Annotated in this window: 28 protein-coding genes and 1 pseudogene; all 29 read right to left on the bottom strand. The window is 39.0% G+C overall.

Translation table 11 applies throughout. The features are described from left to right. Positions 1 to 2 precede the first annotated feature (2 nt). Positions 3 to 1,019, bottom strand: a complete 1,017-nt coding sequence (tssG, locus tag EYW48_RS03830; protein WP_053309040.1) for a type VI secretion system baseplate subunit TssG — start codon at positions 1,017 to 1,019, stop codon at positions 3 to 5. Beyond that, on the bottom strand, positions 983 to 2,752 hold the full coding sequence (gene tssF / locus EYW48_RS03835; protein WP_171981251.1) for a type VI secretion system baseplate subunit TssF: 1,770 nt from the start codon (positions 2,750 to 2,752) through the stop codon (positions 983 to 985). Before tssF ends, tssG begins: the two co-directional genes overlap by 37 nt. A 6-nt stretch (positions 2,753 to 2,758) precedes the next feature. Next, a complete protein-coding gene (tssE, locus tag EYW48_RS03840) occupies positions 2,759 to 3,196 on the bottom strand; it encodes a type VI secretion system baseplate subunit TssE (protein ID WP_176313821.1) in 438 nt (145 codons plus the stop codon). 5 nt (positions 3,197 to 3,201) lie between these two features. Beyond that, positions 3,202 to 4,677, bottom strand: coding sequence for a type VI secretion system contractile sheath large subunit (tssC, locus tag EYW48_RS03845; protein ID WP_277431879.1), 1,476 nt, complete (start codon positions 4,675 to 4,677; stop codon positions 3,202 to 3,204). A 48-nt stretch (positions 4,678 to 4,725) separates the two neighbouring features. Next, positions 4,726 to 5,234: pseudogene (tssB, locus tag EYW48_RS03850) on the bottom strand (type VI secretion system contractile sheath small subunit). 363 nt (positions 5,235 to 5,597) lie between these two features. After that, the gene (locus tag EYW48_RS03855) at positions 5,598 to 6,599 is read right to left on the bottom strand and encodes a sel1 repeat family protein (protein WP_277431880.1); all 1,002 of its coding nucleotides are present in this window, start codon (positions 6,597 to 6,599) and stop codon (positions 5,598 to 5,600) included. Continuing rightward, the gene (locus EYW48_RS03860; protein ID WP_171981757.1) at positions 6,589 to 6,873 is read right to left on the bottom strand and encodes a type VI secretion system PAAR protein; all 285 of its coding nucleotides are present in this window, start codon (positions 6,871 to 6,873) and stop codon (positions 6,589 to 6,591) included. The genes EYW48_RS03855 and EYW48_RS03860 overlap by 11 nt, the downstream gene beginning before the upstream one ends. Before the next feature lie 408 nt (positions 6,874 to 7,281). Then, positions 7,282 to 7,662: a hypothetical protein gene (locus EYW48_RS03865; RefSeq protein WP_171981758.1), complete on the bottom strand. Its 381-nt coding sequence runs from the start codon at positions 7,660 to 7,662 to the stop codon at positions 7,282 to 7,284. A 31-nt stretch (positions 7,663 to 7,693) separates the two neighbouring features. Further along, positions 7,694 to 7,927, bottom strand: a complete 234-nt coding sequence (locus EYW48_RS03870; RefSeq protein WP_176314106.1) for a flagellar biosynthetic protein FliQ — start codon at positions 7,925 to 7,927, stop codon at positions 7,694 to 7,696. Beyond that, entirely contained in the window at positions 7,914 to 8,588 is a 675-nt protein-coding gene (locus tag EYW48_RS03875) for a hypothetical protein (RefSeq protein ID WP_277431881.1), read from the bottom strand. The genes EYW48_RS03870 and EYW48_RS03875 overlap by 14 nt, the downstream gene beginning before the upstream one ends. Beyond that, entirely contained in the window at positions 8,589 to 8,990 is a 402-nt protein-coding gene (locus tag EYW48_RS03880) for a hypothetical protein (RefSeq protein WP_277431882.1), read from the bottom strand. It abuts the gene before it with no gap. Beyond that, a complete protein-coding gene (gene vscN2 / locus EYW48_RS03885) occupies positions 8,944 to 10,206 on the bottom strand; it encodes a type III secretion system ATPase VscN2 (protein WP_176314104.1) in 1,263 nt (420 codons plus the stop codon). Before vscN2 ends, EYW48_RS03880 begins: the two co-directional genes overlap by 47 nt. Continuing rightward, a complete protein-coding gene (locus tag EYW48_RS03890; RefSeq protein ID WP_277431883.1) occupies positions 10,206 to 11,672 on the bottom strand; it encodes a secretin N-terminal domain-containing protein in 1,467 nt (488 codons plus the stop codon). Before EYW48_RS03890 ends, vscN2 begins: the two co-directional genes overlap by 1 nt. Next, complete coding sequence (locus EYW48_RS03895) at positions 11,662 to 11,913, bottom strand: hypothetical protein (protein WP_261918917.1); 252 nt, start codon at positions 11,911 to 11,913, stop codon at positions 11,662 to 11,664. The genes EYW48_RS03890 and EYW48_RS03895 overlap by 11 nt, the downstream gene beginning before the upstream one ends. Continuing rightward, the gene (locus tag EYW48_RS03900) at positions 11,906 to 12,589 is read right to left on the bottom strand and encodes a type III secretion system apparatus protein VscT2 (protein ID WP_277431884.1); all 684 of its coding nucleotides are present in this window, start codon (positions 12,587 to 12,589) and stop codon (positions 11,906 to 11,908) included. The genes EYW48_RS03895 and EYW48_RS03900 overlap by 8 nt, the downstream gene beginning before the upstream one ends. After that, on the bottom strand, positions 12,590 to 13,282 hold the full coding sequence (locus tag EYW48_RS03905) for an EscR/YscR/HrcR family type III secretion system export apparatus protein (protein WP_277431885.1): 693 nt from the start codon (positions 13,280 to 13,282) through the stop codon (positions 12,590 to 12,592). A gap of 51 nt (positions 13,283 to 13,333) precedes the next feature. Continuing rightward, positions 13,334 to 13,618 carry a hypothetical protein gene (locus EYW48_RS03910; protein WP_277431886.1) on the bottom strand — a complete coding sequence of 95 codons (285 nt, stop codon included), beginning with the start codon at positions 13,616 to 13,618 and terminating at the stop codon, positions 13,334 to 13,336. A 109-nt stretch (positions 13,619 to 13,727) separates the two neighbouring features. After that, positions 13,728 to 17,243 carry a hypothetical protein gene (locus tag EYW48_RS03915; RefSeq protein ID WP_277431887.1) on the bottom strand — a complete coding sequence of 1,172 codons (3,516 nt, stop codon included), beginning with the start codon at positions 17,241 to 17,243 and terminating at the stop codon, positions 13,728 to 13,730. 208 nt (positions 17,244 to 17,451) lie between these two features. Continuing rightward, on the bottom strand, positions 17,452 to 17,670 hold the full coding sequence (locus EYW48_RS03920; protein WP_176313681.1) for a FliM/FliN family flagellar motor C-terminal domain-containing protein: 219 nt from the start codon (positions 17,668 to 17,670) through the stop codon (positions 17,452 to 17,454). A gap of 5 nt (positions 17,671 to 17,675) precedes the next feature. Next, positions 17,676 to 18,311 carry a hypothetical protein gene (locus tag EYW48_RS03925; RefSeq protein WP_277431888.1) on the bottom strand — a complete coding sequence of 212 codons (636 nt, stop codon included), beginning with the start codon at positions 18,309 to 18,311 and terminating at the stop codon, positions 17,676 to 17,678. Between the two features lie 12 nt (positions 18,312 to 18,323). Further along, on the bottom strand, positions 18,324 to 19,328 hold the full coding sequence (locus tag EYW48_RS03930; RefSeq protein ID WP_274672459.1) for a hypothetical protein: 1,005 nt from the start codon (positions 19,326 to 19,328) through the stop codon (positions 18,324 to 18,326). Further along, entirely contained in the window at positions 19,328 to 19,708 is a 381-nt protein-coding gene (locus EYW48_RS03935) for a hypothetical protein (protein WP_176313684.1), read from the bottom strand. The genes EYW48_RS03930 and EYW48_RS03935 overlap by 1 nt, the downstream gene beginning before the upstream one ends. Beyond that, positions 19,698 to 20,462: an OmpA family protein gene (locus EYW48_RS03940; protein WP_176313685.1), complete on the bottom strand. Its 765-nt coding sequence runs from the start codon at positions 20,460 to 20,462 to the stop codon at positions 19,698 to 19,700. Before EYW48_RS03940 ends, EYW48_RS03935 begins: the two co-directional genes overlap by 11 nt. Continuing rightward, complete coding sequence (locus EYW48_RS03945) at positions 20,446 to 21,486, bottom strand: EscU/YscU/HrcU family type III secretion system export apparatus switch protein (RefSeq protein ID WP_277431889.1); 1,041 nt, start codon at positions 21,484 to 21,486, stop codon at positions 20,446 to 20,448. The genes EYW48_RS03940 and EYW48_RS03945 overlap by 17 nt, the downstream gene beginning before the upstream one ends. After that, on the bottom strand, positions 21,473 to 23,386 hold the full coding sequence (locus EYW48_RS03950) for an FHIPEP family type III secretion protein (protein ID WP_176313687.1): 1,914 nt from the start codon (positions 23,384 to 23,386) through the stop codon (positions 21,473 to 21,475). Before EYW48_RS03950 ends, EYW48_RS03945 begins: the two co-directional genes overlap by 14 nt. Continuing rightward, positions 23,383 to 23,979 carry a hypothetical protein gene (locus tag EYW48_RS03955; RefSeq protein WP_261928048.1) on the bottom strand — a complete coding sequence of 199 codons (597 nt, stop codon included), beginning with the start codon at positions 23,977 to 23,979 and terminating at the stop codon, positions 23,383 to 23,385. Before EYW48_RS03955 ends, EYW48_RS03950 begins: the two co-directional genes overlap by 4 nt. A gap of 114 nt (positions 23,980 to 24,093) precedes the next feature. Then, positions 24,094 to 26,034 (bottom strand): hypothetical protein, encoded by a 1,941-nt coding sequence (locus tag EYW48_RS03960; protein WP_277431890.1) that lies wholly within the window; start codon positions 26,032 to 26,034, stop codon positions 24,094 to 24,096. A gap of 1 nt (position 26,035) precedes the next feature. Next, positions 26,036 to 26,332 (bottom strand): hypothetical protein, encoded by a 297-nt coding sequence (locus EYW48_RS03965; protein ID WP_176313690.1) that lies wholly within the window; start codon positions 26,330 to 26,332, stop codon positions 26,036 to 26,038. Between the two features lie 86 nt (positions 26,333 to 26,418). Further along, the gene (locus EYW48_RS03970; RefSeq protein WP_277431891.1) at positions 26,419 to 26,979 is read right to left on the bottom strand and encodes a hypothetical protein; all 561 of its coding nucleotides are present in this window, start codon (positions 26,977 to 26,979) and stop codon (positions 26,419 to 26,421) included. Positions 26,980 to 26,987: the final 8 nt, after the last annotated feature.

A 26,987-nucleotide genomic window follows, 5' to 3' on the forward strand; every position in this document is an offset into this window, starting at 1 on the left:
ACTTACTGCCTTACCTGTATAAGAACGTTTTTATCGGCTAAATTTTGGCCTAAAAATGAGGACCAACCTAAGGCTACACCGCTGTCACGAGACAAGCTCATAGTTGGCGCTTCGCTTTCATGCATAGTCAGTTCAAGGTCATACGCCATTTGCTCACGAAGGATGAATTCCACCAATTTGCATAATGGTTGGTATTCCTTACCTGACGGCAGAAAATCTACAAATCGCTCACGAGTTAAGTTTTTGATACAAATAACAAACTTACCATTACAATCGATGACTGATGAGCCAAGCATGCTGTTGATACCTAGCTCACCATTTTGTTTACCCAAACAACATTGCTGATGAGGTTCTATCTGTACTTTTCGTCTTACCCATTGGCGAATACTGACATCTTGTAAGTCAAAACAGTGAGCAATAATCCCCGATACCACTTGTGGGGAACGACTCCTTCCTGCCAAGGTGCCAGCATAGGCCAACATTTTGCACCAGTTGATTGGCGTCTCACCACGCAGGTCGGCATCACCTAACCCAACCAGAGAAAACAGTTGGGAAGAAAACTGATCTTGAGCTCCGGCTTGAAACCGCACGTAATAACGATATTTACGCCACACGCGGTACACCAAATTAATTAAGCGGTTATTAAAAAAATCTAAAAATGGGCGCTTAAATCCACCGGGATCTTCTTCCGCCAGTTGCTGCAAAATAAACCCAGGCAGTGGTGATTGCGCACCAGTCAAACCAAAGAAGTTGGTTTGCAAAACCAATCGTTCATCATCTAATTCACGCAGATCAGTCACATCCGCAGGAGCGAAACCTAAGCTTGGGTTAGCACTAAACACCAACTGACACGCACGCTCCCAATCTTCAGATTCTGGATTCAGTGCATTCAGCTTTTGCAACAATTCAACCAATTGGTAAAAATTGTAAGTTCGAACGTCATTGGGTAAGCCAACCTGCGATTCCTGCAACGCAGTAATCTCTAGATCAACGGCTGCATTCCTGTCTGTGTTCCCCATGTATACTTCTCTTGGTTAGTCGCATTAATAACGATCAACTCATGAAACGAATTGATACTGGCATAAAGAGCAAAAAAGTGACTAAGTACAGTACCGAATAAGTAGAGTTCACCTTCCGAACCAAAACAGTTTTGATCGATGTAGATCGTGGACTGTAAACCGCGCACTGGCAGTCCTCGTAAAATTTTGTCTACCGGTTGAGATTCGATTTTTTGAATACCTTCCAACCGTAAGCGCGCAACGCGCTCTGCTTGCCTGTCAACTAATGCCCTAAAGTCATACGCTCTCAGCACACTGCTCAACGCGTCTTTTGAAAGAAGAGATAAATAATTAAGCGATAAATTCGATATCAACACCCACAACAAGCTACCATCAAGCACTGGTCTAAGTGATTGGGAAGGAACGGTAATATTACTGAATGTAGCGAATGGTGGTGAGCTATCTGTCGGCTCACAAATGTCACCAACACCAAGTTCTAATGGCAGTAAACGGTTAGTACAAGTCAGTTTCAGCGATACCGCTTCATCAACATGCATGGACTGGGTTTCGTCACCACGAATGAAAGAGATAAAATTATCAAAACCATCGCCACGAATGCTCTCTTTGACTCGCGTGCGGTAGTAAAGCGCTTCTCTGTTACGCACACGTTCAACTTCATGTTGAAAACTTTCAAAAGCCGAGTAAACACGCTTTTCACCACGAATTCTTTGGCTGGCTTGTGTTTTATCTTGCCATCCAAAAACACCATCAACGCTAAATACCTCATAGTGTGATGGGTAGCGACTTGATGGAACAATCCGGTATTCAGATCGTTTTCCGGTTAAATCGATAGGATCGGCATCATGTTCAAACAGGTTAATCACCGGCGTGCAGTACAACTGAAAATTGTCCTTACGGACTCGAACATCTGCTGGCAGCGTTTTACAAAAACTAATTTTCAGCTTAAATTCACCGGTTACAGATCTCGGCAAAACGCTCGCTAACCTATTGATATCAAAAAAATGAAATGCTTCTGGAAATGAAAGGTACTCTTGCAGTATCCGGTAGCCTTCATACACATTAGATGGATAGGGCAACAGCGATTGCTCACTATCAAAACCAACTGTTTTGAACGCACTCGCTGGTAACGTGAATTCGCTACCCGCCACTTCAACCGAAATTTTATCCAGATAGTGGTCAAGCCATAAATACAACATTTGCGAGCTGTATTTATCTCCTCCCAAGTAGAAGCGAAGATCATCGAGATGCGCGTCACCGACACTGTTATCCCCTAGCATCTTCAACGAGATCTCAATCGTCGTTGCTTCACGAGTGTGCTGAGCAGCCACATCTTGGCATTGCAGTGGATACAGTTGGACATCTCTACAGGTACGAAAGTGACATTTAGTGCCAAATACTGCTTTGCTGTCTAACTGTGTACCGCGGCTGATTTGCTGCTTGTCGCTGACACTTTTTTCTGGGGTGAAAGAGACAATGCTCATACTTGGCACAGGGCGTAAGTAGTTGGGCCAAAGCATATTAATAATAGAATGCGTTAATTCTGGAAATTCATCTTCAACTTTTTCGCGCAGGCGAGCGGTTAGAAAAGCGAAGCCTTCAAGTAAGCGCTCAACATCAGGGTCGGTCGTTCTACCGTGTAAAAATCGAGAGAGTTGAGGATGAATTTCAGTGAACTGCTTTCCCTGTTCCTTAAGGAAAGCAAGTTCTTCTCTGAAGTACTTATCTTGAGTCATAATTTTCTAAAACACTCGGTACTTTCTGTTTTGATCAAGCAACAGATTAAACTGCACTTTGTCATGCAACGCGTCACTATTGATTTCGGCTGTTATATGAAAGCGCAGCATTAATGGGCTAAACGCATCAGATTCAGAACGAATAATAATATTTTGTAAACGCGGTTCAAACGCATCTAAGCAGCTCTGAATAGCCAGTTTGATGCGTAGTGAAAGGTCTACTGTTTCTAACGTTGCGTCGTTAAAATCCACAAGACCCAATAAAGGCGCACTTTGAGCTTCACCTATCCGCGTATTCAAAATATTAGCGACATTACGTTTTATCGATTGGAGCACATCCCATGCATCTGGCCCTTGGGTTAACGACATAGGAAGAGTGCCAGCTTCTAAACGTTCAAAGAAGCCGACACCAAATGCACTCTCTTCAGGTGCGATATAAGTCATCGTCGTTATGCTTGGTCTAAACGGCCAACTAACGATAATTCAAAGTTCGCACCCATATATTTAAAGTGAGGGCGAACTGATAATGACACTTGATACCAACCTGGCTCACCTTCCACATCCATTACTTCAATTTTTGCGGCACGAAGAGGGCGACGGCTACGTACGTCTGCGGGTGGGTTTTCTTGATCAGCGACATATTGCTTGATCCAACCATTTAGCTCACGCTCTAGATCTTGACGTTCTTTCCAAGAACCGATCTGCTCGCGTTGCAGTACTTTTACATAGTGTGCAAGGCGGTTGATGATCATCATATATGGCAGTTGCGTACCCAGCTTATAGTTGGTTTCGGCTTCTTTACCTTCTTTAGTATTTGGGAATACCTTCGGCTTTTGAATTGAATTGGCTGAGAAGAATGCGGCGTTATCACTGCCTTTACGCATAGTTAGAGCAATGAAACCTTCTTCCGCTAATTCAAATTCTTTACGGTCTGTTACGAGTACTTCGGTTGGAATCTTGCTTTGTAGTGCACCCATTGACTCAAATACATGCACTGGTAGATCTTCAACAGCACCACCACTTTGCGGGCCGATAATATTTGGACACCAGCGGTACTTAGCGAAACTGTCAGTTAAGCGTGTAGCAAAAGCAAACGCGGTGTTACCCCATAGATAGTGTTCGTGTGAAGCACTGACATTTTCTACGTAGTTAAATGATTTAATTGGGTTTTCAGTTGGGTCATAAGGCACACGCAATAAGAAACGCGGCGCGGTTAAACCAAGGTAGCGCGCATCTTCAGATTCACGTAAAGATCGCCATTTAGTGTATTTAGGGCTTTCAAACGTTGACTTTAGGTCTTTGATGTTTGGTAGCTCTTCAAAAGAATCGATACCAAAGAACTCCGGTCCTACACTCGAAATAAGTGGGGCATGAGCCATAGCACCTAGTGCGCCCATGTACTGTAACAACTTCATATCTGGCGTTGATGGAGTAAACGCAAAGTTACCGATAATGGCACCCGTTGGCTCACCACCAAATTGACCATAACCTGATGAATAGACGTGTTTGTACAGGCCAGACTGTGTTGTTTCTGGCGCAAATTCAAAGTCTTCTAATAATTCATCTTTTGTGACATGCAGTAGGTCAACTTTGTTGTTTTCTCTGAAATCGGTACGGTCAATAAATAGCTTCAGACCACGCCATGAAGATTCCATTTGCTGAAAACGCTCATCATGTAGAATTTCATCCATCTGAGCACTAATTTTTTTATCGAGCTCAACAAGCATTTGATCAACCAACGATTTATTCACAGGTTCTTCGGTTTGATTAGAGCCAATAAGGTTTTCAATAAAAGCGGCGACCCCTTTTTTGGCAACATCATAGCCTTCTTCACTCGGTGCAAGGCGAGTCTGGGCCATGATTTCGTCAAGCAAACTGCCTTGTGTGGCACTTTGTCTCTCTAATACTGCTTCTGTAGTAGACATCAATTTCGTTCCTAAATTTGATTAAATAACACGTATTGTTGGTCAAGATTAAGCTTGTGGCTCTTCTTCTTTACCACTCACTAGGCTAAGTTCTGACAAAAGTTTTTCGCGTGACTCTTCAGAATTGAGAAGCTCTTGTAAACGATCTCTAAATGCTGGGATGTTGCCTAGGGGGCCTTTAAGGGCAACGAGTGCTTCGCGCAACTCAACTAATTTATTTAATTCTGGAACTTGTGTAGCTACTGAATCTGGGGAAAAATCAGAAAGTGACTTAAAGCTAAGCTCGATAGGGAGCTCTGCGTTGTCATCATCACTCAATTTGTTACGTACTGTCGTGGCCAGTTTCAAATCACTTTCGCGCATCACTGCTTCAAAGTTATTTTTTCAACTGAAACCGTTTGTCTTTCTTCTAGTGGTGTGTCTTCTGAGTGGCCCTTGAAGTCACCCACCACTAACGTTTTTAATGGTAACTCGACTTCTGCCTGTGCATCTCCCGTCGCTGGAATATACTTAATATTTATCCGCTCTTTAGGAGCTACACTTCCTTCTTTAGACATATTTCGTCTCCAATACCTATGCCAAACATTGTTTAAATTACGGACAGGAGCAAACCACTGCTCTAGCCGAAGGTTATACATAACGTTTTAAAAATCAAAGCCACATAAAAGATGCGACATTGAACATATAAGTGTTTCTTCTATTATTTATAATTACATCAGCAATCTTTTTATTAGGTAAGCCTAATGAAAATCAAAGCTTAATTTATTTTATTGATAACAAACATCTAGAATTTATCTATATTTATCTTGGTTTATCCGAGACATTCTATTCATATTAATACGACATAAATATAAATTTTCATAAAATCAAGATCTCCGTTCCAAAAAATACACCGCCACAAATTACTGTTTAATTTGTCATTAATAATCCCAGAAAATATCATGATTATAGAACGACATATTATTATAATTATCAATCAGTTTTTTTACCTGATATTCATCCTCAGCACTCATCTGGCTCCTAAGTATTTCTTCTTCTATTTCCATCATTGAATAAACAGATGTCATACGTTCACTTCCTGCGGCAGTAAGGTATAAATCTAAATAAGCTTTAGCTTTTATATCGTCACGAGCGACAAAGCGGTACGACGTACTTTTACCTAGAAGAATTTTAGTTACCGCTGCTAGAGAGACAATATCTCCTTCTTCTAAAGCAGACAAACGCCATTTATAGACATTTTGAAAATCACCTTTATTTTCTAAAATATCAATATAATAACGCATAGCTGGGATATAATGTGTTTTTGCAGCCTCGAGATACATTTTTCTAGCTTCTGTTTCTCGCTCGCCGGGCATGAAATACACCCCTTTCCCTTGTTGAATCCGCGCAGCTTTATCCATTAATGCTTGAGGATGATTAAAGCCAACTGCTTTATCTAAATAATAGATATACATTTCTTGATTGGAATTTTTGAAATAACGGGCCAGCTCATAAGTAGCTTGAGAAGGGTTAGTGCTCCCTAAACGAATCAAACTATCATAATACTGGCTTTTCCAGTACATAACGTCTCTATGTTTCAACCAATGAGCATTCGTATAGAGTTGATACATGGCTCTACGACTGCCAAGCCTAGCCGCTTTAAGTAAATATTCTCTAGCTTCAGGAGGCGTTCTAATAGTGGTGTTGTAATTGGCTAACTCCATCGCATAAAGAAAGGAGGCCTCAGAGTTACCATTGTCAGCGGAGTGCTTTAGATATGGACGAGATTCTAAATTCTTGTACTGCGCTCGAAGTAAACGACCTGTCTCAAAAGCCTTTTCTGGAGATAATGAGCTAACTTCATAAACGTCTTGACCAGCGGATACATCCGGGGTGATTAGCGATAAAAGTAATGATAAATATACACTAGATTTAACCCACATTGACACTACTTCCACCCGTTAACACACCACCACAATCTACTGGGTCCCCAGCTCTTGCTGCAGGCTTACCATCAATTTTGACGCTAGCAGAACCCGCTGCAATACTACGCTGGTGCGATGGATTCTTGGGCTTATCATGAGGCTCTAGTGGGTCACCTTGCCGTGCTGCGGGAATACCATCAAATTTTACGGTACCAGAGCCAGCTGTGATAGGGGTTGGTGGAAACCCATCATGCTCTGTTCCTATATTCCCAACTACGATACCATTTCCCATAATGTATATTTCCTTAATGTTAATTCAGTATTATCTAAACAACATCAGCAAGAAACATACCCCATTTATTAATTGATTAATTGCTACCTCATTCTAATAGTTTGGCAATACACTACCCGGCCAGGCAAAATCCTGCCTAGCCGGGTAAAAAATTGCCCTGAAAATTTTACATAGACGAACATCGATAAAAATATAAAAACACAGCCATCAGAAACAGAATCAATACAGCAAACAGACATCACAAAATTAAATATAATGACAATTTCATGACAAACTGAACTTACTAGATAGATGTAGACTTATTTTATTTGATCGTAGACTTGGAAACACACGCTACAGAATTTAGTCTGTGTGCACTAAAAATCTTACCAAGGCAGACCAATAAAGTCTGATTTATACCCGTTCAATTTAGCGAGATGTGTTAAAAATATTAGAAAATCTATTGAATAGATTTAATTTTTTTGTAAGCTCATTTTCAATACTAACTACACTGATTTGTACATCAGTAAAAATCAACACTTTGTCTTTTTTGACATTTAAAAATAGTTGTTCGTCTTCCAATAACATTTCCAGTAACTGGTTAGCTTTCATCTTTACTATACGGTTATCCCTAATCGGGATTTCGATAAACGTTTGTAGGCAATCTTCACCTAGATCGATATAAATCTCTTCCCCACTATTTAACTCGATACTGATGGGTTCATTACCTTCAATTCGTGAGAACATGTTAGCATCAACATTCAAATGCTCCACTAAAGATTTGAAGACAATTTCACGTAAATTTTTCATTATTTTCTCCTAATAAAATGTATTATTTGCTTTATAACTCTCTAAAAAGCAGATGAAACTGCTCATAGATCCCCCCGCCCACCTGGGTAACCAAAATGATAAACACCACCAATTTAGCAGCCATAGGTAAACCAGGATCCTGAACACTAAAAACAGTCTGTAATAAGCCGATGACAACCCCAGTAACCACAAAACTGAGTGAAAATATAATGATAGAGTTGGTTACCACCTCTAAACATGCAGCGGTAACATCAATAACTGTCATAGCCTTCCTCAAGATAGTTGGTCACTTGATTACCTTCAAAACGAAACAAGTAGTACTTCTGACGAAAAAAAACGCGATAGCTATTAAGTGCTGGCTGATGCCAAAATACCGACGGCGTTAGCTGTAATGAAATATTAGCAAGGCTATTAACGACAACAGGGGCCGATGCAATATTATAATGATTACTTATTGAAGGTAGCATTTTGCCAATAAAGGCAGAGTTTTCAGTTTTGACATTTCCAATAAAGGCAGTAGCTTCAACCTTGCTATTTACAAATACTCCTTTACATTCCAATAAGTTAGATGATGAAAGTTTAAATTCCTTGCCTATTGCGGTTTGGGAAGAAATGGGCGAAGATCTCGGCGGTGTCACTACAGAGATTTTCTTTTCAATACCATGATGCTTTGGTTTTGAATCTCTCAATGGCAACAAACCAAACGCTATATTTAGTGCAGTCCCTAACTGAACGCTTTCCTTTGAAGGCTCCTGCGTCTTAGGATCCAATACGGTAGGCCGATCTTTCGTGACAGGTTCCTCCTCATCTGTAGATAAACATTGAGCATCATCTACCTCTTGGCTGAGAACAAATTGATACTCTTTCTCAAAAGCATTCTCTTCAAGTGACTGATATCCACTTTCGGGGCTATCAAATATTTTCATCTAATTTTTCTCACCCATCAGTTGAACTTGTAACTCAGCCAACGCATCTTTGCGTTTTTCAAGCTGTTGTTTTTCTTTTTCTGTGACCATAATTTGTAAAGCCAGATCTTCGGCATTTTGGCTAGCGACCGAAACATCAAAGAAAATAGATTCAATTTTAGATTTAATGCTTTCTCGACGTTGGAACATACGAGTAATCGAATTATTTTCATTGATTACATTCAAGCTACGAAGACGATCTTGAGTATTGTTGATCTCTTGCCATTGATCAGTGATTGTCTGTTCAAGATCCCGCAGCTCTCGACGTAACTTTTCAAGTTTCATTTGCTGTTTCATAATTCGGATATTTACAATATCAATAAGCTGAGCAAAGTCTTTCCATTGTTTGGAGGGTTTCTTCATATTCTACCCCTGACAAATCTTGCTTGAGAAAATCCATAATGTACGGATACAATTCAATCGCTTTATCCGTTTCGAGATCATTCCCTTTCTCATATTCCCCGACTCGTATCAGTAACTCAACGTTCAAATAACGATAAACCATGTCTTTGATATGCTCTGACAACATCACATAATGAGGATCTTGAATTTTGTTTTGTAAACGGCTTTTACTTTTTAAAATATCAATAGCCGGATAGCGTCCAGTGGACGCAATAGTAGTTGAGTAAACTAAGTGACCATCAATCAATGACTTAACTTCGTGTGCTATCGGATCGTCATCAATTTCTTGTTCTATTAATATAGTAAATATCCCAGTTACGGAGCCGTAGACAGAATTACCACAACTTTCAACTAAACGAGAAAGTGCAAGTGAGACACCGATTGGAATTCCTCCCTTGATCGGAGTCCCATCAAGCATGGCTTGTGCACGAGCAAAACGGGTCAAAGAATCAAAATAAATGACCACCTTTTTACCTTGCTCCATGTAATGACGCGCAATAGAAACGGCAACTAAGCCCGAGCGCACTTTTTCGAGCGGATTAGCTTCTGAAGTCGATACAATAGTAATCGATTTTTTAATCACTTCAGGACCAATTTCACCTTCCAAAAACTCGACAACTTCTCGTGCTCGTTCACCTATCATTGCAAAAACAATGATATCTGCATCCATGTTATTCGCCATCATGGAAACCGTTGTGGTTTTACCTGCACCTGCTGGCGCAAACAACCCTATCCTTTGACCTTCTCCAATCGTAAATAGACCATCAATCACTTTGATTTTCGTTGGAAAAATCTCAGAGATCGGCGCTCGAAGGTTGAGATGTATCGGCTCTATCGCAATAGGAAGATCGTAAAAATGACCAGGCTGTTGAAGGTAATTACCGCCATAAAGAGACTCACCATAACAGTTAATCACCTTACCAATTAACGCATCTTCATTTAAGGGAAATGAAAAACGGCGAGGGGTAATTTCCACTTTCCCACCCCTTTGCACTTCACCGGGCTGCAACAGTTTTATCTCTACTTTGTTTCCCATTACTTTCATGACTTCGCCACGAATACGTTGATTACTTACGGTATGAATAAAGCACTCTTGGCCAACAAAAGTGTCCAAACTGACATAACATACAATCGTGTCTTGATAAGACTCTTGTACTTTAAAAAAGTGCTCCAACATTACTCAATCACCTGAAACGCAATAGACACATAGCGCTTGTATTTTCGTTTACTATCACTAGTGTACTTGAACAATTCGCCCAACAAAGGGATGTTCGCAAGCACTGGAACACCATTTTCCGTTTGTTGCGTCACTGTATTTTCAAAACCGCCGAGAATGATGGTTTGCTCTGGCTGAATATACACTTCCGAGCTCAATTCTTGTGAGTCAACGCGAGGGGGTTGAGATACACCACTAGTGTTAGTATCATCATTAAGGGCTTCCTCAATGTATTCTATTTTCGCTTGCACGGCCCCGTTAGATAGCAATCGCCCTGTCACATATAAGCTATTGTCTGCTTCAATTTTTTGAGTTTCTACCTGCTTATCAGATACCAAATTAATGGTCACTGTCTGACTTTTACCAAAGTGACCCTGCTGATTTTCAAGCACAAGAAGATTGGTTTCATAAACCCCTCTTGCAATACCATTTGAATATAACGCTTGAAAATTTTGCAGAAAATCTGTTGTGCTTGTAAAAGGTGGTAGCAATATGTCATAAATCCCCTTAGTCCCACTAACCCAAGAACTATCAATACCCAAGTTTTCAGTACGATCAGCGGCAATGTCATACACTTTAAGAGAAAAAAGTAATTGCTGGCGTTTGACATCTATTAATGCAGCAATACGTTTAGCCAGTTTGATTTCTTCAGGCGTACCCCGGACTAATAGAGCATTTGAACCTGGTAATGCTTGAACTTTTGATGTTTTTTCATTTTCTTCGAGTTGTTGCTTATCGCCTTCGCTCAGCTTGACTTTATAAGCACGATTAAGCATTTCTCCATCGCTCACGTTCTGAAATTGACCAATATTGGTAATGGCAGCGGCGATAACAGACAGAGCACCAGGAAAATTAACCATACCATCATAAGTCTTGATACTTCGATCCAGCACTGAAAGATAATGAAATTCGATACGAGCTAGTTCAATATCGTTGCCATTATCTAAAAACTGGTTTTTATCTACCATAGTGGCATAAGTAACCGCATCGTTAACAAACTTACGAGTCCCAGACAATAAGATTGAATTACCTCTTTCGGCTAGCCTCAGTTTGGTGGAACGATTCGTTTGAAATGTCTTTTTTAACTCACTCAGTAACGCTTTAGAACGTATATTTTTCGGCTTAAATACGTAATTAAGGTAGTCTTGCCCTGACTGAACGCTCAACGTACCGCCATAAACATACCAATCGAAATCATAAATTTCTGAAAGCTCTCCTAGCAACACAACACCTTCGCCTGATAAAGATTGCGTGATCAATTGACGCTCAGTTTTATCATCAAGGTTTGCAACTAGCTTAACTTGCATATCCTTAGCAATTGCACTTAACGCACCTTTAAGGTCGATGTTTTCTTGGGCAATGAAAACCTTTGCTTGCGCTGCAATAGCAATGAAACTCAGGAAAACAATCAAAAATCTACGCTTCATCAATGATCTCTTCCAAACGTTTTTGACTTTCTTCCATCTGACTTATGGACTGATTAGCCACATAATTCGTCAAAATCATATCGATGAGATCTTGCTCCGTAAACGCATCACCACCATCAACAATAGGCAACATTGGTTTATCCTTGAGCGATTTTACATCAGCTGCTATCTGTTCATATTCTGATAGATAGCTTGCTGAAATCGGTGAATTATTCCGACTAATAGCATCAACATTATTCATAACCCATTTTCTCCATCATTTGTTCAAAGACATAAAATTGATCGTGGAAAAACCATAAATTCAATAACAACACGACCACAATCGCTTTAAGATTCGGTGTCACAAATAATGACAACGATGCTTTTTTAAAAAACAGGTCAATATAGCCACAGCATACCGTTATCGTTAGCATCAAAATCATGTACTTACCTGAGACGATAACCATCATTTTGAGGCTATCAACAATCAGAAAAAATAAGTCTTCGAATCCAATTTCAAGCTGTGATTCTAAACTCTTATTGATTAAATCAAGAATTGGATAAAATACAGCCCCTGATTCCAATGCACACATCAGAAAGAGCAAACTACTCATTTTTGCTAACGCTTCAGACTCATCAGTAAAGCGGCGGTCTTGTACCGATTGTTCATTAAGCAACAACATCTGTTGAATAACACTTCCGACAGTTCCGCTCACCCAGTAAGGGACCGACGAAAAAAAAGCGAATATGACCACACTCACTACCCAAATAAAATTCGGTACTTGTTTAAGATGAGTGTGCTCTAAGAAGATGGCAAAGACAGTAGCTATTGCCAGGCACGTTATATTGTCTAAATAAAGCCGTGTAGGACTGTAGATTTTGAGAAACAGGTAAACACCGGCAAACAACATCCAATTAGGGAAAAGCAACTGCGCCATTTATCCCATCGCCTTAAATAAAATGGTCCAACTATCGGAAAAATAAAATACCGCGAGTTTTATTGGTGTGGATATTACGGTGGGCGATAACATCGTCATACCAACACCACTTAAAATAACAGCGATCAAAAAATCAATACTGACAAAAACCATATAAAGCTTAAGTCCTAATTCGAACCCCTGATAAAGGTCTAGAATCAAATTACCAATAAAAAACTTGAACGCTTCCTCCTCTGGTCCAAAATTCAACGGTAATACTACGATTTCGTTTAACTGGTTTGTTTTTCGTTCAGCTCTGCTCATTAACTCAGGGAAGTAATCAAATAAATTACTCACCAAATGATACATTGTTATATTGCTACGTTTTTCTTCAGGTAACTCTAACTCCATACTCATCTCAAGTTCTACATCTTGCTGAACTTGAGATACAAAATATGGCTTCACCCTCATCAGACCGGGTTTGATATCTGGCCAAATACTGTTCAGCGCCATCAATACAGCCAATAAATTCACGACCATAGAAGGTGGGATTTGTTGAGTACCTACTGCATTTTTTATGATGTTTAGTACGATGCTGTATTTAACAAACCCTGAAAAACAAATGAAAAACACCGAAGAAAGTAGGACAAGGACCAAGAGTAAAACAAGGTTTGCCCCTGAATACGCGTTATCAGGATTTAGTAACTCAATCATAGTGATACAGCTATAGAATAAAACACCATAAGTCTAGATAACTCCAGCAAGTTAAATATTGCGAGCAGATGCTGAAATCGAGTCTTTCACCGACTTCAATGTAGAGGTTGCCGTTTGAGCTGAAATACTCTGCTCTGCCATTAACTGCTGCAAACCGAGCATATCCGAACTGCTGAGTATCAAGGTTCCATCTTCAGTTTCTTGAAACTCCCCATCGTCGCCCACTATTCCAGTGTGTGCCTTAATAAATTCAGCGACTGCATCATCTGCATTGTCAATTAAAGAAGAAAATACTTCTGATATATAACCCGTTGATAATGACTGATTACTGGCCATAGGATATTCCCGTTGTGCGATATAAAAAACTACCCATAGAGAGGGATGAATATTTATAATTATCTACAACATGCACTACCTCCAGTGAATACACCGGAAAATTGATGAATTAAGTATTATTGGCAAGTTTCGGATAACGTCTGTTGTAAGCCTTGCTAGGTATAGTGAGCAATGATGACGCAATCTTATTTGTAATAGATATTGGTTTTTTCGTAGTTAAAATATCGTCATAATCGAATTCAATTTCCCCTAACTTTTCTGACAATTCAATCTGGCTATAATTGGTTATAGTAATTAATGGAAGAATTCCAGAAGGTTTTTCCCTAGAGTAAGAAGTACGCTTAAAGCTAATATTCTTAAGGCGATAATTACTTCGATCACTGTCATTACTGCGTGATAAAATATCCATATAACGCTGTATGACGACTTTTATTTCTTTGGGATTACCATTTTCCAAAGCTTCCTTGGTCTCCGATGTAAAACGTTTCGTTAAATCCGATAAATTTTTATCGGCAATTTGGTAGTATAAATGCGCGGTCACTACTGATGCTTTACCCATATTTTCCAATTGACTCTGACTTTGACTTGAACTACGGATAGCTGCTAATAGACGCAGACTTGATGGATAATTAACTAATAGCTGCTCTAAGGATGTGGAATGTTTGGGAGTAATTCGTACCAGTTTTCTCAACTTATCGCCAAAACGAGATTTCCACTTTAGACTTGCTTGGTAGTCGACTTTCACCTGTCCAATATCTTGTGCGGCAATGCTTTTCTCCACCTGATGAAAACCTTTATTTAAAGCTTGAGTAAGAATTTCAATTTGACTATTTAACCGATTCTTAACAATGTGAGAAACCTCGCTTTGTTCCGATAACCACACTTTTAATTTTTTTAACTCTTGCTCTCGTTGCTTTGATTCCCATTCAGAAGATGAAGTGTTTGACCATTGAGTGTTATCTGTGCTTTCTGGTACAAGATCTGACAAAAACGCCAGCTCGCTCTCAACCGCTCTACCATTTGTGAATGTTTGCGAAGCCGCTAGCAATGGCACCGGACTACCAAAGTTATTACCAGTCACAATCGGCATTACAATAGAACCGGAATCGTGAGATAAACCAGCCTTTGCCGTCCATTCAGTAGTCGCTTCAACTGAAGTTGTCGTGCCAATTTTAGTATCAACACTTCGCTTTTTTTCTAACGATCCAGAAGCCGTCATACTAGCAAAATATCTTGGTGCCACCATAAAAAGGTCAGAACTAACACTACTCCCATTCTGTACTCGGCATTCACTATTCAACTCAAGCACCAATTGAACGGCATTCTCCTGCTTAGACTCATACTGCATATCAGTCCATTTTTCTACTGTAGGTTCTTCACTACCTGCAGACTTAATTTTCAGTAAGTAGGCCAGAGTTTCACTAAGATATTCATTCCTTATATTAAATGCAAAATCACGCTTACTTTCCTGCATTATTTTTAAAATGAGGTTGGCTTCAAACGGCATAAAAGTAACCACCGACCCTTTATCGTATTTTACCAATTGAGTCAGGTCTTCAAACCCTTGACCTGTTCCGAATAAACCAGCAACACTTTTATTCTTTTTGCGCAAAAACTTCAGCTTTGCCTCTCCATTTCCTAAAGATTCTAAACAAACGCTGTATTCCTTCTCATAGGCTGCTAATACAGCAGCAAACCAACCTCCTACAAAAGGCAAACCAAACTTAGCAACGCCGACGAAACCTTCACACCCTTCCTTAGTCGTCAGAGTTAACGTATCTCCTTTTGGCATAGCACTTATTTGCGCTGCCATTTGATCAGCAAGACTTGCATCTGGCTTCAGGGAATTGTCCATCCGTGACCAGAGTTTACCTAACTCGTTATTTAACGAGCAACCGATTTGACGGCTCGTTTTCTCAGCAGTTTTCCAAGCTGTTGAACCAAAATGTTGTCGCTCAACGGCTGTTGTTAATTCATCCTTAACTTCGTGAAATAATTTTGTTTGCAGAGCAAGCTCATATCCAGGATTGGATTTCAAAGAAAGCAGTAAATGCACATTTAATATGGTTCGCTCAACAAAAGCGCACAACAAATCGAGTTCTTTAGATTTAATCGGAGAGTATTTCGCTTTGCTTAATGAATCTAAGACATCTTTAATTTCATTCAGCTTTTTCTTGACATCATCATCTGGTTTGTTTTCTAAAACTTTTAAACATTCTATTCTATTTGACTGACTCTTAAACCAACTGCCCAATTTGTTCGGTTTAGCGTTTACGTCTTCAGAAAAAAGTGGCTTAATCAGTTTTAGTTTCTCGGTGGCTAGCGTTATTTGCTTGCCAAGCTCATTCTCGAGGTTCACGCTAGTCTGACTTGATGAGATATGAGACTTTCTCATAGTGTCTGCATTTACTACCTGTAGAAGCATGAGGTCATTGCTCCAATAACCTAATAAGCTTTTGATATAAAAAATTTCGTTATCAAGTTCGTTTACCTTGCACTGTAGTTCTTCATTAATTATCGATGCACGCATCCTGCCCTTAATCCATACGATTAAACTTTGTACACCGGGATCTAAAACTTTCGCAAACGAAATAATAGCCGCCGACTTACGCCCAGCATTCCATTTCCTCTGACCACTAACGATTCGATGCTTAATACGGTCAATCAAGTGATTCAATGGCAAAAAATTATTACCGATATGTCGACGTTTACGACCAACAAACGGATTGGCATTAATAAAATGTTCACTATTATTGCTTGCACTATGAATGAAAGCGAGCGGTGGCGATGAAGAAATAATAGGAGGATATTTAACATTCCATGCGAATGAAGGAATGTTGATGTATAAAATTCTTCTTTCATTATCTTTAGATATAGTAACTTGCAACCAATTCCCACAAGGTTTTACGTCTATTATTTTTTCATCACAGCTCATAGGTAACGTAAAATATTTTATACTTTCACCTACTTTCAGCCGCACTGAATTACAATCATTCTTATCAAAAGTAACGTCTGCCTTTTCCCCTGATTTCAATTGTATTTTAAATGATTCTGAGCTTAGATTATATTCACTATTGTCTTGTTGCAAAGAATTTATACTGATCGAAAGGGGAAAACTGCACTGACTATTATCGACCATTAGATCTTGGTTGTATTGATTAGGATTAAGTTGCAATAAAACATTATGACTTTGGCCTTGACAAATAACCTTGGCACATAATCTTTGTTGGCGATTAACCCAGAGTTTTCTAAAGGAGATATTATTATCCGGCCAATCCAAAGTTGCTTTATATCGGTGAGATAGCGCATCACGACCACGAATTTGATGCTTTATCTCACGAAGCAAACCTTTATTTTTACCTGTGATTAATGTCAACTTACCATCTTGAATTGACATCATCATCTTCAAGCCATGAGCTTGGTTGACACACGCTAGGTCAACAAAATTTTTTGCGTTAATCGACTTAGTCTTAATAGGCTCAAAGGAAACACGCTTGATTTTTATGTCATTGAGGTTCAACGTTTTTTCAGAACTAGAGTTGCCTATGCTAGGATTAGGATTAGGATTAGGATTAGGATTAGGATATAGAAACGAACAATTATGACTATGACCAGAATAATACATCCGGCACCCCCATCTATATGATATCTATTCTGATCAATATAACCTAATTAGCTATAAACTCTTATATTAATTAATTGGATTAATATTGAAAATATAAGATATGTAGAGAAGAATAATCAACTAAAAATAAAAATAACTTATGAATACATAAATTATTCAAAAAATATGAGCAACAACTAAGTTGCTCATTAATTTTTGTAACGAGAAACTATTCATTCAGAATTTGGTTAACATGATCAATAGATACTGCATATTGATCGTCTACTTTTATAAGCGTCCCTGTTGCAATCAATTCATTACCACTTTTCAACATGACTTCTGATTGAACAAAATCGTCTAACATTTTAGCTTGACCCTTTTGTAAATGATTCAGTTCATCAAGCGTCATGTTGCAGTGAGCAATAACAACATCAATTAAGATCTTCATCCAGTTTATCCTTGCGCCATACTAACAACGGCTGTACGCACACTGCGGACTTCTTCTTGAACCGAAGTAATTTGAGTCATGTTATTTTTAAATTCTTGATTCAGTGAGTCTAGGTCCACTTGAATTGTATCGCAATAAGCTGTCATGGTTGCATTAAATGTTTGTAAATCGGTATAAGAAACCTTCATAACTAAAGAGCCAGTCAAGTCTTTACCCGTAATTTTCATAACACCACTATTTTCACCTAAATCTTGTTTGATAATACGATCAATCTCTATCAAATAGTTCTGTGCATCAGTGCTATCACCTAGAGACGTTTCCCTATCATTATCATTAGGGTCTGTATGGGGAATATTATCTTTCATTACTAGCCCCCATAATCGATTAATTTCGGCGATAGCTTTTGATTTTTTTTGAACTAATGTAGCTGTTTCTTCAGCTTTCAGCTTTTCTGTTTCAAGATGAGCAACTAGTAGTTGCTCCACTAAAGCTAATGGATCTCTTTCTTTTTGTAAGAGTGTCCTTCCAACCGGTAAGTGGTTACGGACAATAAACTCTTCAGCTTTCTGAATTCTGTCTTCATTTGAACAAGGGAAAGTAATGCCACCATTATTCCCGAGAATCAGCGTTGCATCTGCCATTAGTGACTCCTATTAAGGTTGAATTAAATACTCTCTCGTATGTTGGCCATCATGAAACACAACTTTATCACGAGTAATTTTATCTATGATTCCAAAGTTGGGTACAGAACTTCCTTGCCAGTATTTCTTTTGTTTATCGTATATATATGACTTTGATTCTGTTGAATAAAAAACAGAAAAATTGAACTTATCAGGCGGAATAATTTCCACGTTGTCAGTGGTTGATTTCAACGCAATAAGTAAAACATTGAGCTGGTGTTGTTCTAATAGTTCAGTTGCTTTAGCCAAATTTGAAACCAGCCAACTATCACCTGTCTTTAAAAATTTAATCCCCTGCTCCCCAAGTATTTTCATTATTTTCAGCTCTTGTTCATTAGTCTCAATCAGTATTTGATCCCGCCCTTGCGCAGCACGAACTTCAACCTTGATAGGCTTACCAGAAAGTGCAGATATGACCTCAATGTTAAACTGTGATACAGGTACGTAATTTCCCTTATCTTGAAAATGACTAATCGTTTGCCATAATTTCGGCAGTGCCTTAAGCGTCTGCTCATTCGCGACATAAAGTTGGCCTTCATATATATAACCGCTACCTATCAGCTCGATGACATTGCCCAATTTTGACTCAACGAGACGATCATAAAAATGGATACTGATCGCTACTACAACAAGATTTATCATTAGCATAAAGGCAAACAATGGTCGATATTGTCTAAATCCGAACCACTGTAATTTCGGATTTCTTTTACCTTGTTCATAAACAAAAAAGTTGAGGCCTTTAAAGCGATAAACTCGATTCGGTGTTAGTCTTATACCTTTTTGGGATTTATTAGCCCCAAGCAGCACCGCTTTACCTTCACCCACGGTTATCTCCCAACGGGTAGTAGCAGGTAAATACTCAGGTAAAGGTATTTCATTATCTTGTTCGGGCTCTTTAAGCCCTGTTAATATCAACCTTGACTCAATAGGAATGGTCACACCATTTAAGTGACCTTCAGTAAATTCAATCAACCACATTACAATAATTTCTCTTTCATAAAGTGGTTCACGATATTAACCGTATCAGATAAATATCGAGCTAACTGTTGTGGATGATCGGGTATGAGTCGGTGTCGGATATAACAGCAGCCTCTATTATTAATCTCGGTTATATAACCGTCACGCGTTAAAGAAAAATCGCTATTATAAGCCGTCTGTTTCTGTGATGATATTTTTTTGTTTAAAGGAATAACGATCAGTAGTTGCTCTTGAATGCCAATTCTTGCACCATCTTCAAGATAGCAATCAACACCAGCATAGTGGCAAACTAACGCTTGTGTAGCGTCTAACATAATAGGTATATTACTGCTCAGTACAGAAAACTCCGATATCAATAAGGTAAACTTATTATTTCTCACTTTTATTAAACCTCACTTCAATCATAAAACGTCGTTGTGTCACACGCTCTTCAGGTGTAGATAACCTATTTTCAACACTACCACGCACCGCGATTGGTATCCCTCTTAGTCCCTCTTCAACTAAAAAGTCACGAACTGATAGAGCTCTTTTCTCTGCAAGGGTGTAATTCTCTTGGTAAATTCCCGATGAGTCGGCAACACCGTAAATAACTAATGAACTCACAGGCTCTTTTCGTAGTGAATAGATAACCTCATGTAATGTTTCACGACCTTGAGAAGTCAATTTAAACTCATTTAAAGGAAATAAACTGGTCAACCCCAACTGTAAATGTTCGTCACCTTTTTTATTACTGTAGGATGTATCCACTCCCGTTACAGGCTGCCAACTACTGAGATCAAAAGATCGGCTCTTATTTGCAGAAACTAAGTTGTCAAAATACCAATAATTCCCATCGCAAGTATGAACTTCAGACATTCCATAAGTATTAAGATTCGCGATAAAAAATTTATGAGGTAATAGCGGCTCCGCCACTTCAATACAAGCAATTTGATGAGGAGAACCATTAACGTAATCGGGCTCTTGCCTTACCATGAATTTAAAGTTATCTACATCAGCAACTTGAGTGACTAATAAATTATAAATATCTTGCTTCCACTCTAGATCTAATACTAGATTGCTATCATGTATAGGCTGGCTGCATGCCGTCAAAGCAAGTACACCTAATCCGAATAATGGTCTAATTATTTTGTGCATTTTTATATCTATTTAACGCAGAAAGAATTAAAGCAATATCTCTATAAAATGCCTTAGGAATAAAATTTTCACCTGTCGACATAGTACGAAGAAAAGCTCGTGCTAATGGTTTATTTTCTATAATGGGGACGTTCATCGCCATTAGTCGCTTACGTTCCTCTTGAGCCAGAGAATCTATATAGATTTTCAATACTACCGGTATCCGTTCAATTTTTGGGTCATAGCAGATTGGCACCAAAATATGCGTTGGATTAGCTAAAGCAAACGTTGGTATCCGCCCCTTAGTGACTGGCGATTCCATCACTTCACGCATTTTTTGTTTACGTATATCTTTAATCTTTGGTGAACCTTCCGTTTCTTTTAGTTCGTTTCGCATCTCCGTAAAAGTCATGCGATTTTTTTGCATAAAGTGATAACGTTCTACCAAATAATCCAAACACCCTGTACAAATTCCGTAAACAACAAAAAGCAATGACACAGAGGAAAAACAAAACATAAAACTGTATAAAAAATAACTTAAATTATTTATTTCATTAAGTTTATAAACTTGCGCACCAACGACATCAAAAACATATTTGAGCAAAAACAATAAAAAAAGCAATTCTAATATTTTCCGTATTGAACGAGACATGGCCTCTATACCAAAAATATTTTTAAAACCATTTACTGGGCTGATTTTATCAATTTTAAAACCTAAATTTTCCGTATTAATCACTGATTTGTTAATCACCACCCAATTAATAACCACGACGACAACCTTAAGTAAAACCAGTAATGTAATGGTGGCTGACGCCACAGAAATCATCACTCCAACACCAACCATGATATCTGCATGGATCATATTTGTTATCCATACATTAGCTTGTTCAAACAAGTAGTGTAAAATAACCGTAAAAATAACCGTAAAAACGAGCAATTCAAGCGTCGGCTCCGCTAACTCTGTTTTAGGAAACTGTCCTCTACGCTGTAAGTCTTTTAATTTTTTAGCTGTAGGCGGGTATTTTTTTGTCTCAGTAGTTTGCATCGCTACGACTCGGATTAATTTGTAAAACCTGAGAACTCGCAACGCAACTCTGATCGACAATATCACTATGGCTGCAAACAAATAAAGTGGATACGACCTGTAAACAAAAAGACTTAATGTTATTGATTTCACTATCATCAACTACTAAGACTGGCTTATGACCATGACTTCTAGTGAATTGAATTAACTCTTTGCGTAGCGCCTGCTGAATTTCAACTAAGCGGTCAATCTCCTCCATCTCTCCAGCAACAAATCCAATAATCTCCTCCGTAATTTCTGGGCTTAGCAAAGCAATATGAATTTTTCCATCTTCGTTGAGCATCCGTGCAGTGATTTCATAACGGGCTTGGCTGCGGATCCTAGTCAGCCAGTTTTTGGGTTCACTGTCAATTCGAGACCAGTAAATAAGGGACTCAAAAAAGCTAATACGGTCAAGGCTAAATTCCGGTGAGCGAATCATTTGTTTCAATACATCATGCACGCGGTTTAATCCGATCGCCGAATCGATCTCGTTTTTCATGATCTCACTTTGCTGAGCAAGTCCTTCAATAATATTGTTCGTGTATTGAAGGTTAAATTTTTCTACCAAGCGATTATGCAAAAAATAGGAAGCAATTTGACTCACATTTATCGCTACGTCGTCATGTCGGATAAATATTTCATCACCCAAGATTTCTATAATTGAATCGGCTTCTTGCTGCGAGAAGGTAAACATCTCAATGCCAGCAACATAAACAGATAAATCAACATGCAAATTAGAGTCAATAACAATGGCTGGCTCACCAAGAGATTGCCCCCATAATGTTTCTTGCAGTGCGGTTAATCGATGATGAATAACATTTCGATACTGGCTTTCACGTAAGACGAATTTAAGTGAACTGTATAAACCGTTGCCAGCAGGCTCAAACTGAGTCGCCACCGTAGTAGAACTAAGACCCGATCGCCACAACACCATTGCAAGAATTGCACACAATACCGATAGTGGAAGACACACATACAGCAATGATGAATTGAAAACCCCAATGATTAAAATTACCACACTAATAACCAACAAATTTTTCCAGAATATGCCTATCTGCGACATCAGTTGGTTAATAAATGAACTCGAATGATCTTCAGAACCTTTAATACGTGTCAAATAAACCCCACAAGCCATTGATAACAATAAGCTCGGAATTTGCGACACCAAACCATCACCAATAGTCAGTACAGAAAAACGACTAACACTGTCACCAAGCGAAAGTTCGAATTGATTGATACCAACGTAGATACCACCAAATAAGTTGACCAAACTGATAAGAATACCCGCTATCGCATCTCCCTTTACAAACTTCATTGCTCCATCTAACGAACCAAATAGTTTATTTTCCGTACTCAAATCGGCACGTAATTTTTGTGCTTGCTCTCCAGTAATAAGCCCTGCTTTTAAGTCACCGTCGATGGTCATTTGGCGACCAGGTAAAGCATCTAAAGAAAAGCGTGCGCCAACTTCAGCAACTCGTTCCCCACCTTTTGTTACCACCAAAAATTGGACAATAGTAATAATGACAAATATCAACAAACCAGAGATTAGGTTTCCGCCCATGACGAATTCACCCACCGTCTCTATCACCTGCCCCACATCTTCGTTGGCTATAATATTTCTTGTTGTTGCAATGGAAAGTAGCAAGCGAAATGTTGTCAGTAGCAATACCATCGTCGGCAAGAACGTTACTTTAAGCGGTTGGTCGTTCTCTAACATAATCACTAACAGTAAAGCTGAACTGATAAAACTGATTAAGATAAAGCTATCAATCACTCCACCTGGCAAACTAACAAGAATGATGGTCGGCAGTAGAAACGCAATGATCACGCTACTCGGATTGAAAAATAAATTTGTGTTACATAATCGAGCGATCATAATAACCCCAAGCTAACTCGTAGCTCGTTCACAATGTTTTGGGTATCAATACTGATGACGCTATCTTCACTTTCGATCGTTAGTAAGACACCATTTTCGTGGTAGTTCTTAGTAATATTTAACTCTCTAAGCTGATCATCCATTTCATTGTGTAAGACTTCAGTTAGGTAAGTGATTAATGTCTCACTCTGCTTCAGTGAAGAAAAACGTCTCTCAATAGCCATAGCAATTGACTGTTTAAGATCCCGTTTTATCTCTTCAAGCATCTCTTGTTGCTGCTCTAAATGACGAGCGAATTCAAGTTCAGCACACTTGAACCATTCATTTTGTTGAGACTGCCAATCTTGAGTAACTTCCTGATATACATTTGTCAGATATTCATTAAGCCCTTGATCTTTATCTTCCAACATCGTAATAACCTGTTGCTCTAAAATACCTTGGTATTCATTCACTCTTGCCTCCAATGCACGGAGTAAAATCCGTGATTCAGAATACAGAGCTAGCTCAGACTTTTTGATGAGATTAGAATGACGAGGTTTCTTAAAAGCGATTTGCGGTATATCTCGCTGTGATGCATCTAATTCAATATACAAGGGACACCTCTATTATAAAATTAGTCAATAGAGTAATAGAGGCAACGCTATCGATTCAAAAGAGAAATAAAGACTAAATCCGAATAATTATGATTTAGTCTTTATTCAATATTTCTAAACCGAGCTTTCCATTACTAAATTTTGCTTGTTGACTGGAGCTGCAACAAGGTTATTGCGATTGCCACCACCAGCAATAGGAGTCAACGCTGCTAGTGTGCGATAGTCTTCTAGATATAATTGGTGACGAATCTGCTTCCTTATTTCTTCGATATCCTTTACGTTATTGAAAAGACCTCGTGAGTAGTTAAGACTCCTCCCGCTGATAGTACCCTCTGTGGTTAATATCGGAGCCGGGATATGCACCTCATAATGTTTCTCTACGCTTTGCTCAAGTTGAGCATTATTACTCGAAGGAGTATTGGTAAGCGAAGTTACTGGCTGAGGTATGCCTGCTGCACTCACTGAGTTTTGTGGACTCAAACGAGAGGCTCCCGTCGATAACTTACTATCATTCACTGAACGACGAGATATTGTGTTACTGGTGTTACGAGAGCTTGTAGCGTCTTGAGTTGTAACGATAGGAGTATCTACACCAGACTTCAACAAACTGCCAGGCAAAGTATTTTGCGATCCCGCAGCAACAGGGGCGCTATGATTACGCCACATTGCATCACGAGCGCTTGCGGAACCTTGAGTTGCGAAAACTCGGGGAGTTTCATTCCGTTCTATCCAGCCATTTTTATCTCGAATCCAACCTCCAGAGGCACCAGGCTGTGCTACTTGAGATTGGGCACTTTGATTACTCAAAAGTGAATTTGTAAACGAGGTTACTGGCTTAGATATACCTGCTGCACTCACTGAGTTTTGTGGACTCAAACGAGAGGCTCCCGTCGATGACTTACTATCTTCCACTGATGAACGACGCCACATTGCATCACGAGCGCTTGTGGAACCTTGAGTTGTGAAAACTGGGGGAGTTTCTTTCAGTTCTCTCCAGCCATTTTCATCTCGAATCCAACCTCCAGAAGCATCAAGCTGAGCTGCTTGAGGGATTAGCGTTTGAGATTCAGCACTAGGAGCATCGTGAGGCAGAAGTTCATTGGGAACAGTAACCACCGCACGCAAGATACCAATGTTAGGATCTCTCACCTGAGCAATAATAACCTTATCTCCGTTCACTGCATGATTATCAAGCAGTCTATCCACAATCTCTGATTTATTAGTCGATGACGTTATAAACGCTCTGAGTTGATCTGCAGTCATCGGTTGTGTTGTTACTTCAACGCCGACTTGGCTTAATTTTGAAAAGAATTCATCAGAGGTTTGAGTATTTACCGATATTCCGACTCCTTCTCCAGTTGCTTTACTGGCTGCGGATGAAGATCCGTTGTTAGTAATTATCCTGGAATTATCAATAAAAATACAAACTGGTTCCGGGTGACCGGGAACACTGCGATCTCGGATAGGATCGCTGTGATCATTATTATCCGGCTCCCCCTCTGCGGTTGAGGGCGGAATATAAGAACTCGAAGGCGATGGCGATGGTTCGGGTTGAGCTGCAGGCTGTTCGGATTTATCTTTGTTTTCCTTATCTTCTTTATTCGGGTCAGTAGTTCCAATAAAAAATTCTGAACCTCCATAAGTAGCCAACGCAGACGCATTACCAAACAATACAACAAGCATAGTTGGTAATAGGCTTAAACCACCAGTAAATAGAGCCAAAAAAGCCCCTAATGTTGTCACACCAATGGCCGTTGCAAGTTGAATATTTGCTTTAGTTTCATTGGAGACTTCATTTGACATTCTCTGGGTTTTGCTAGTTCTATTTAGTTTTTCTTCAGCACTATGAACGTCCTTCTTCCTTACTTGGCTGTCGCTGCTGTCACTTCCCAATAAACTCTCACCAGGAGAAGTGCTATCTGGTAGTCCTGATACAGAACCTAGAGGCATTTTCGGGGGCGTTGGAGCAAGTATAGAGTCACGTGCTTGTAAAGCTGGTTCATCACTACTTGGTTGCGTAGTACTAGAAGAAGAAACTACCGGTTGTACTGTCATCTTAGAACCTCATTATTTCAAATAACTGGAGTGTCAAATAACGCAATTCCTCTGACTGATAAAGTTGCTCCTCAATCGCCAAAGTTAGGTACCCATCCACACGAATAAATTGACCACCAGTAATAATTTCTATTGTTGCAAGTTGTTTAATCACCTCTTCAATATTAATAACATGCACCAATTGAAAAAAAGGTAAAGTCGGTAAAAGCAGGTGATCTGGACATAATGACAAAATTCGTTTTTCATTATGTTCAAGATTCAATAAGAACTGTTCTACTTCATCTATTTTGTGCGACATAGTAGCTTAATGGTCTTTATTACACTTTCGTTAAAAACAACTTTTCTTAAATATATAATTTTTATCATTAGATTTAAAAACACCAATCATTTTTGATAGACCAAAACCACATCATCTTCGCAAAGTGTCGATAATTCATGACTATATAAATAAGTTTCAAATGGAGAATGAACCGTGACTAACTTAAGATCCTTAGATAGTCTATTTTTCTCAGAAAAGAGATAGTTTTGATCTAATTCTAAACTATTAACCTCAACCAATACCTTCACTTTCCATTCTCCTAAACTTAAATAAGCAGAGACTAACATAGGTAGTTTTCGACTTAGTTCCCAAGGGATAGAATGAATATAATGCACGCCATAATTAGCGCAATTCCGAGTGACTATATGAGCTACATAGTCAGCATCAAGGTATTTTATATCCACACCTAGAAAACGTCGAATCTCGGTCTCTGAGACATAAAAATAAGCCTCAATACCTATATGGTCGAGTTTGAGAAAAACAAGATCTTCTTTATATTCTGATGAGTTAAATAATTGTCTAAAATCAATTTGAAGATTATCATTATCAAAGTGATAGCCTGCCAAAGAATTCAATATGTTAAAATCATCAATAGAAATATAGTTACGTGGTAAAAAGGAAATCATCAGTTATT

This window comes from Vibrio sp. 1180_3 (assembly GCF_029478545.1).
Taxonomy (GTDB): Bacteria; Pseudomonadota; Gammaproteobacteria; order Enterobacterales; family Vibrionaceae; genus Vibrio; species Vibrio aestuarianus.

What these genes read in the sequence shown, in the direction of transcription:
- tssG (WP_053309040.1), bottom strand. Translation starts at nt 1,019, where the DNA reads ATGGGGAACACAGACAGGAATGCAGCCGTTGATCTAGAGATTACTGCG.
- tssF (WP_171981251.1), bottom strand. Translation starts at nt 2,752, where the DNA reads ATGACTCAAGATAAGTACTTCAGAGAAGAACTTGCTTTCCTTAAGGAA.
- tssE (WP_176313821.1), bottom strand. Translation starts at nt 3,196, where the DNA reads ATGACTTATATCGCACCTGAAGAGAGTGCATTTGGTGTCGGCTTCTTT.
- tssC (WP_277431879.1), bottom strand. Translation starts at nt 4,677, where the DNA reads ATGTCTACTACAGAAGCAGTATTAGAGAGACAAAGTGCCACACAAGGC.
- EYW48_RS03855 (WP_277431880.1), bottom strand. Translation starts at nt 6,599, where the DNA reads ATGTGGGTTAAATCTAGTGTATATTTATCATTACTTTTATCGCTAATC.
- EYW48_RS03860 (WP_171981757.1), bottom strand. Translation starts at nt 6,873, where the DNA reads ATGGGAAATGGTATCGTAGTTGGGAATATAGGAACAGAGCATGATGGG.
- EYW48_RS03865 (WP_171981758.1), bottom strand. Translation starts at nt 7,662, where the DNA reads ATGAAAAATTTACGTGAAATTGTCTTCAAATCTTTAGTGGAGCATTTG.
- EYW48_RS03870 (WP_176314106.1), bottom strand. Translation starts at nt 7,927, where the DNA reads ATGACAGTTATTGATGTTACCGCTGCATGTTTAGAGGTGGTAACCAAC.
- EYW48_RS03875 (WP_277431881.1), bottom strand. Translation starts at nt 8,588, where the DNA reads ATGAAAATATTTGATAGCCCCGAAAGTGGATATCAGTCACTTGAAGAG.
- EYW48_RS03880 (WP_277431882.1), bottom strand. Translation starts at nt 8,990, where the DNA reads ATGAAGAAACCCTCCAAACAATGGAAAGACTTTGCTCAGCTTATTGAT.
- vscN2 (WP_176314104.1), bottom strand. Translation starts at nt 10,206, where the DNA reads ATGTTGGAGCACTTTTTTAAAGTACAAGAGTCTTATCAAGACACGATT.
- EYW48_RS03890 (WP_277431883.1), bottom strand. Translation starts at nt 11,672, where the DNA reads ATGAAGCGTAGATTTTTGATTGTTTTCCTGAGTTTCATTGCTATTGCA.
- EYW48_RS03895 (WP_261918917.1), bottom strand. Translation starts at nt 11,913, where the DNA reads ATGAATAATGTTGATGCTATTAGTCGGAATAATTCACCGATTTCAGCA.
- EYW48_RS03900 (WP_277431884.1), bottom strand. Translation starts at nt 12,589, where the DNA reads ATGGCGCAGTTGCTTTTCCCTAATTGGATGTTGTTTGCCGGTGTTTAC.
- EYW48_RS03905 (WP_277431885.1), bottom strand. Translation starts at nt 13,282, where the DNA reads ATGATTGAGTTACTAAATCCTGATAACGCGTATTCAGGGGCAAACCTT.
- EYW48_RS03910 (WP_277431886.1), bottom strand. Translation starts at nt 13,618, where the DNA reads ATGGCCAGTAATCAGTCATTATCAACGGGTTATATATCAGAAGTATTT.
- EYW48_RS03915 (WP_277431887.1), bottom strand. Translation starts at nt 17,243, where the DNA reads ATGTATTATTCTGGTCATAGTCATAATTGTTCGTTTCTATATCCTAAT.
- EYW48_RS03920 (WP_176313681.1), bottom strand. Translation starts at nt 17,670, where the DNA reads ATGAAGATCTTAATTGATGTTGTTATTGCTCACTGCAACATGACGCTT.
- EYW48_RS03925 (WP_277431888.1), bottom strand. Translation starts at nt 18,311, where the DNA reads ATGGCAGATGCAACGCTGATTCTCGGGAATAATGGTGGCATTACTTTC.
- EYW48_RS03930 (WP_274672459.1), bottom strand. Translation starts at nt 19,328, where the DNA reads ATGTGGTTGATTGAATTTACTGAAGGTCACTTAAATGGTGTGACCATT.
- EYW48_RS03940 (WP_176313685.1), bottom strand. Translation starts at nt 20,462, where the DNA reads ATGCACAAAATAATTAGACCATTATTCGGATTAGGTGTACTTGCTTTG.
- EYW48_RS03945 (WP_277431889.1), bottom strand. Translation starts at nt 21,486, where the DNA reads ATGCAAACTACTGAGACAAAAAAATACCCGCCTACAGCTAAAAAATTA.
- EYW48_RS03950 (WP_176313687.1), bottom strand. Translation starts at nt 23,386, where the DNA reads ATGATCGCTCGATTATGTAACACAAATTTATTTTTCAATCCGAGTAGC.
- EYW48_RS03960 (WP_277431890.1), bottom strand. Translation starts at nt 26,034, where the DNA reads ATGACAGTACAACCGGTAGTTTCTTCTTCTAGTACTACGCAACCAAGT.
- EYW48_RS03965 (WP_176313690.1), bottom strand. Translation starts at nt 26,332, where the DNA reads ATGTCGCACAAAATAGATGAAGTAGAACAGTTCTTATTGAATCTTGAA.
- EYW48_RS03970 (WP_277431891.1), bottom strand. Translation starts at nt 26,979, where the DNA reads ATGATTTCCTTTTTACCACGTAACTATATTTCTATTGATGATTTTAAC.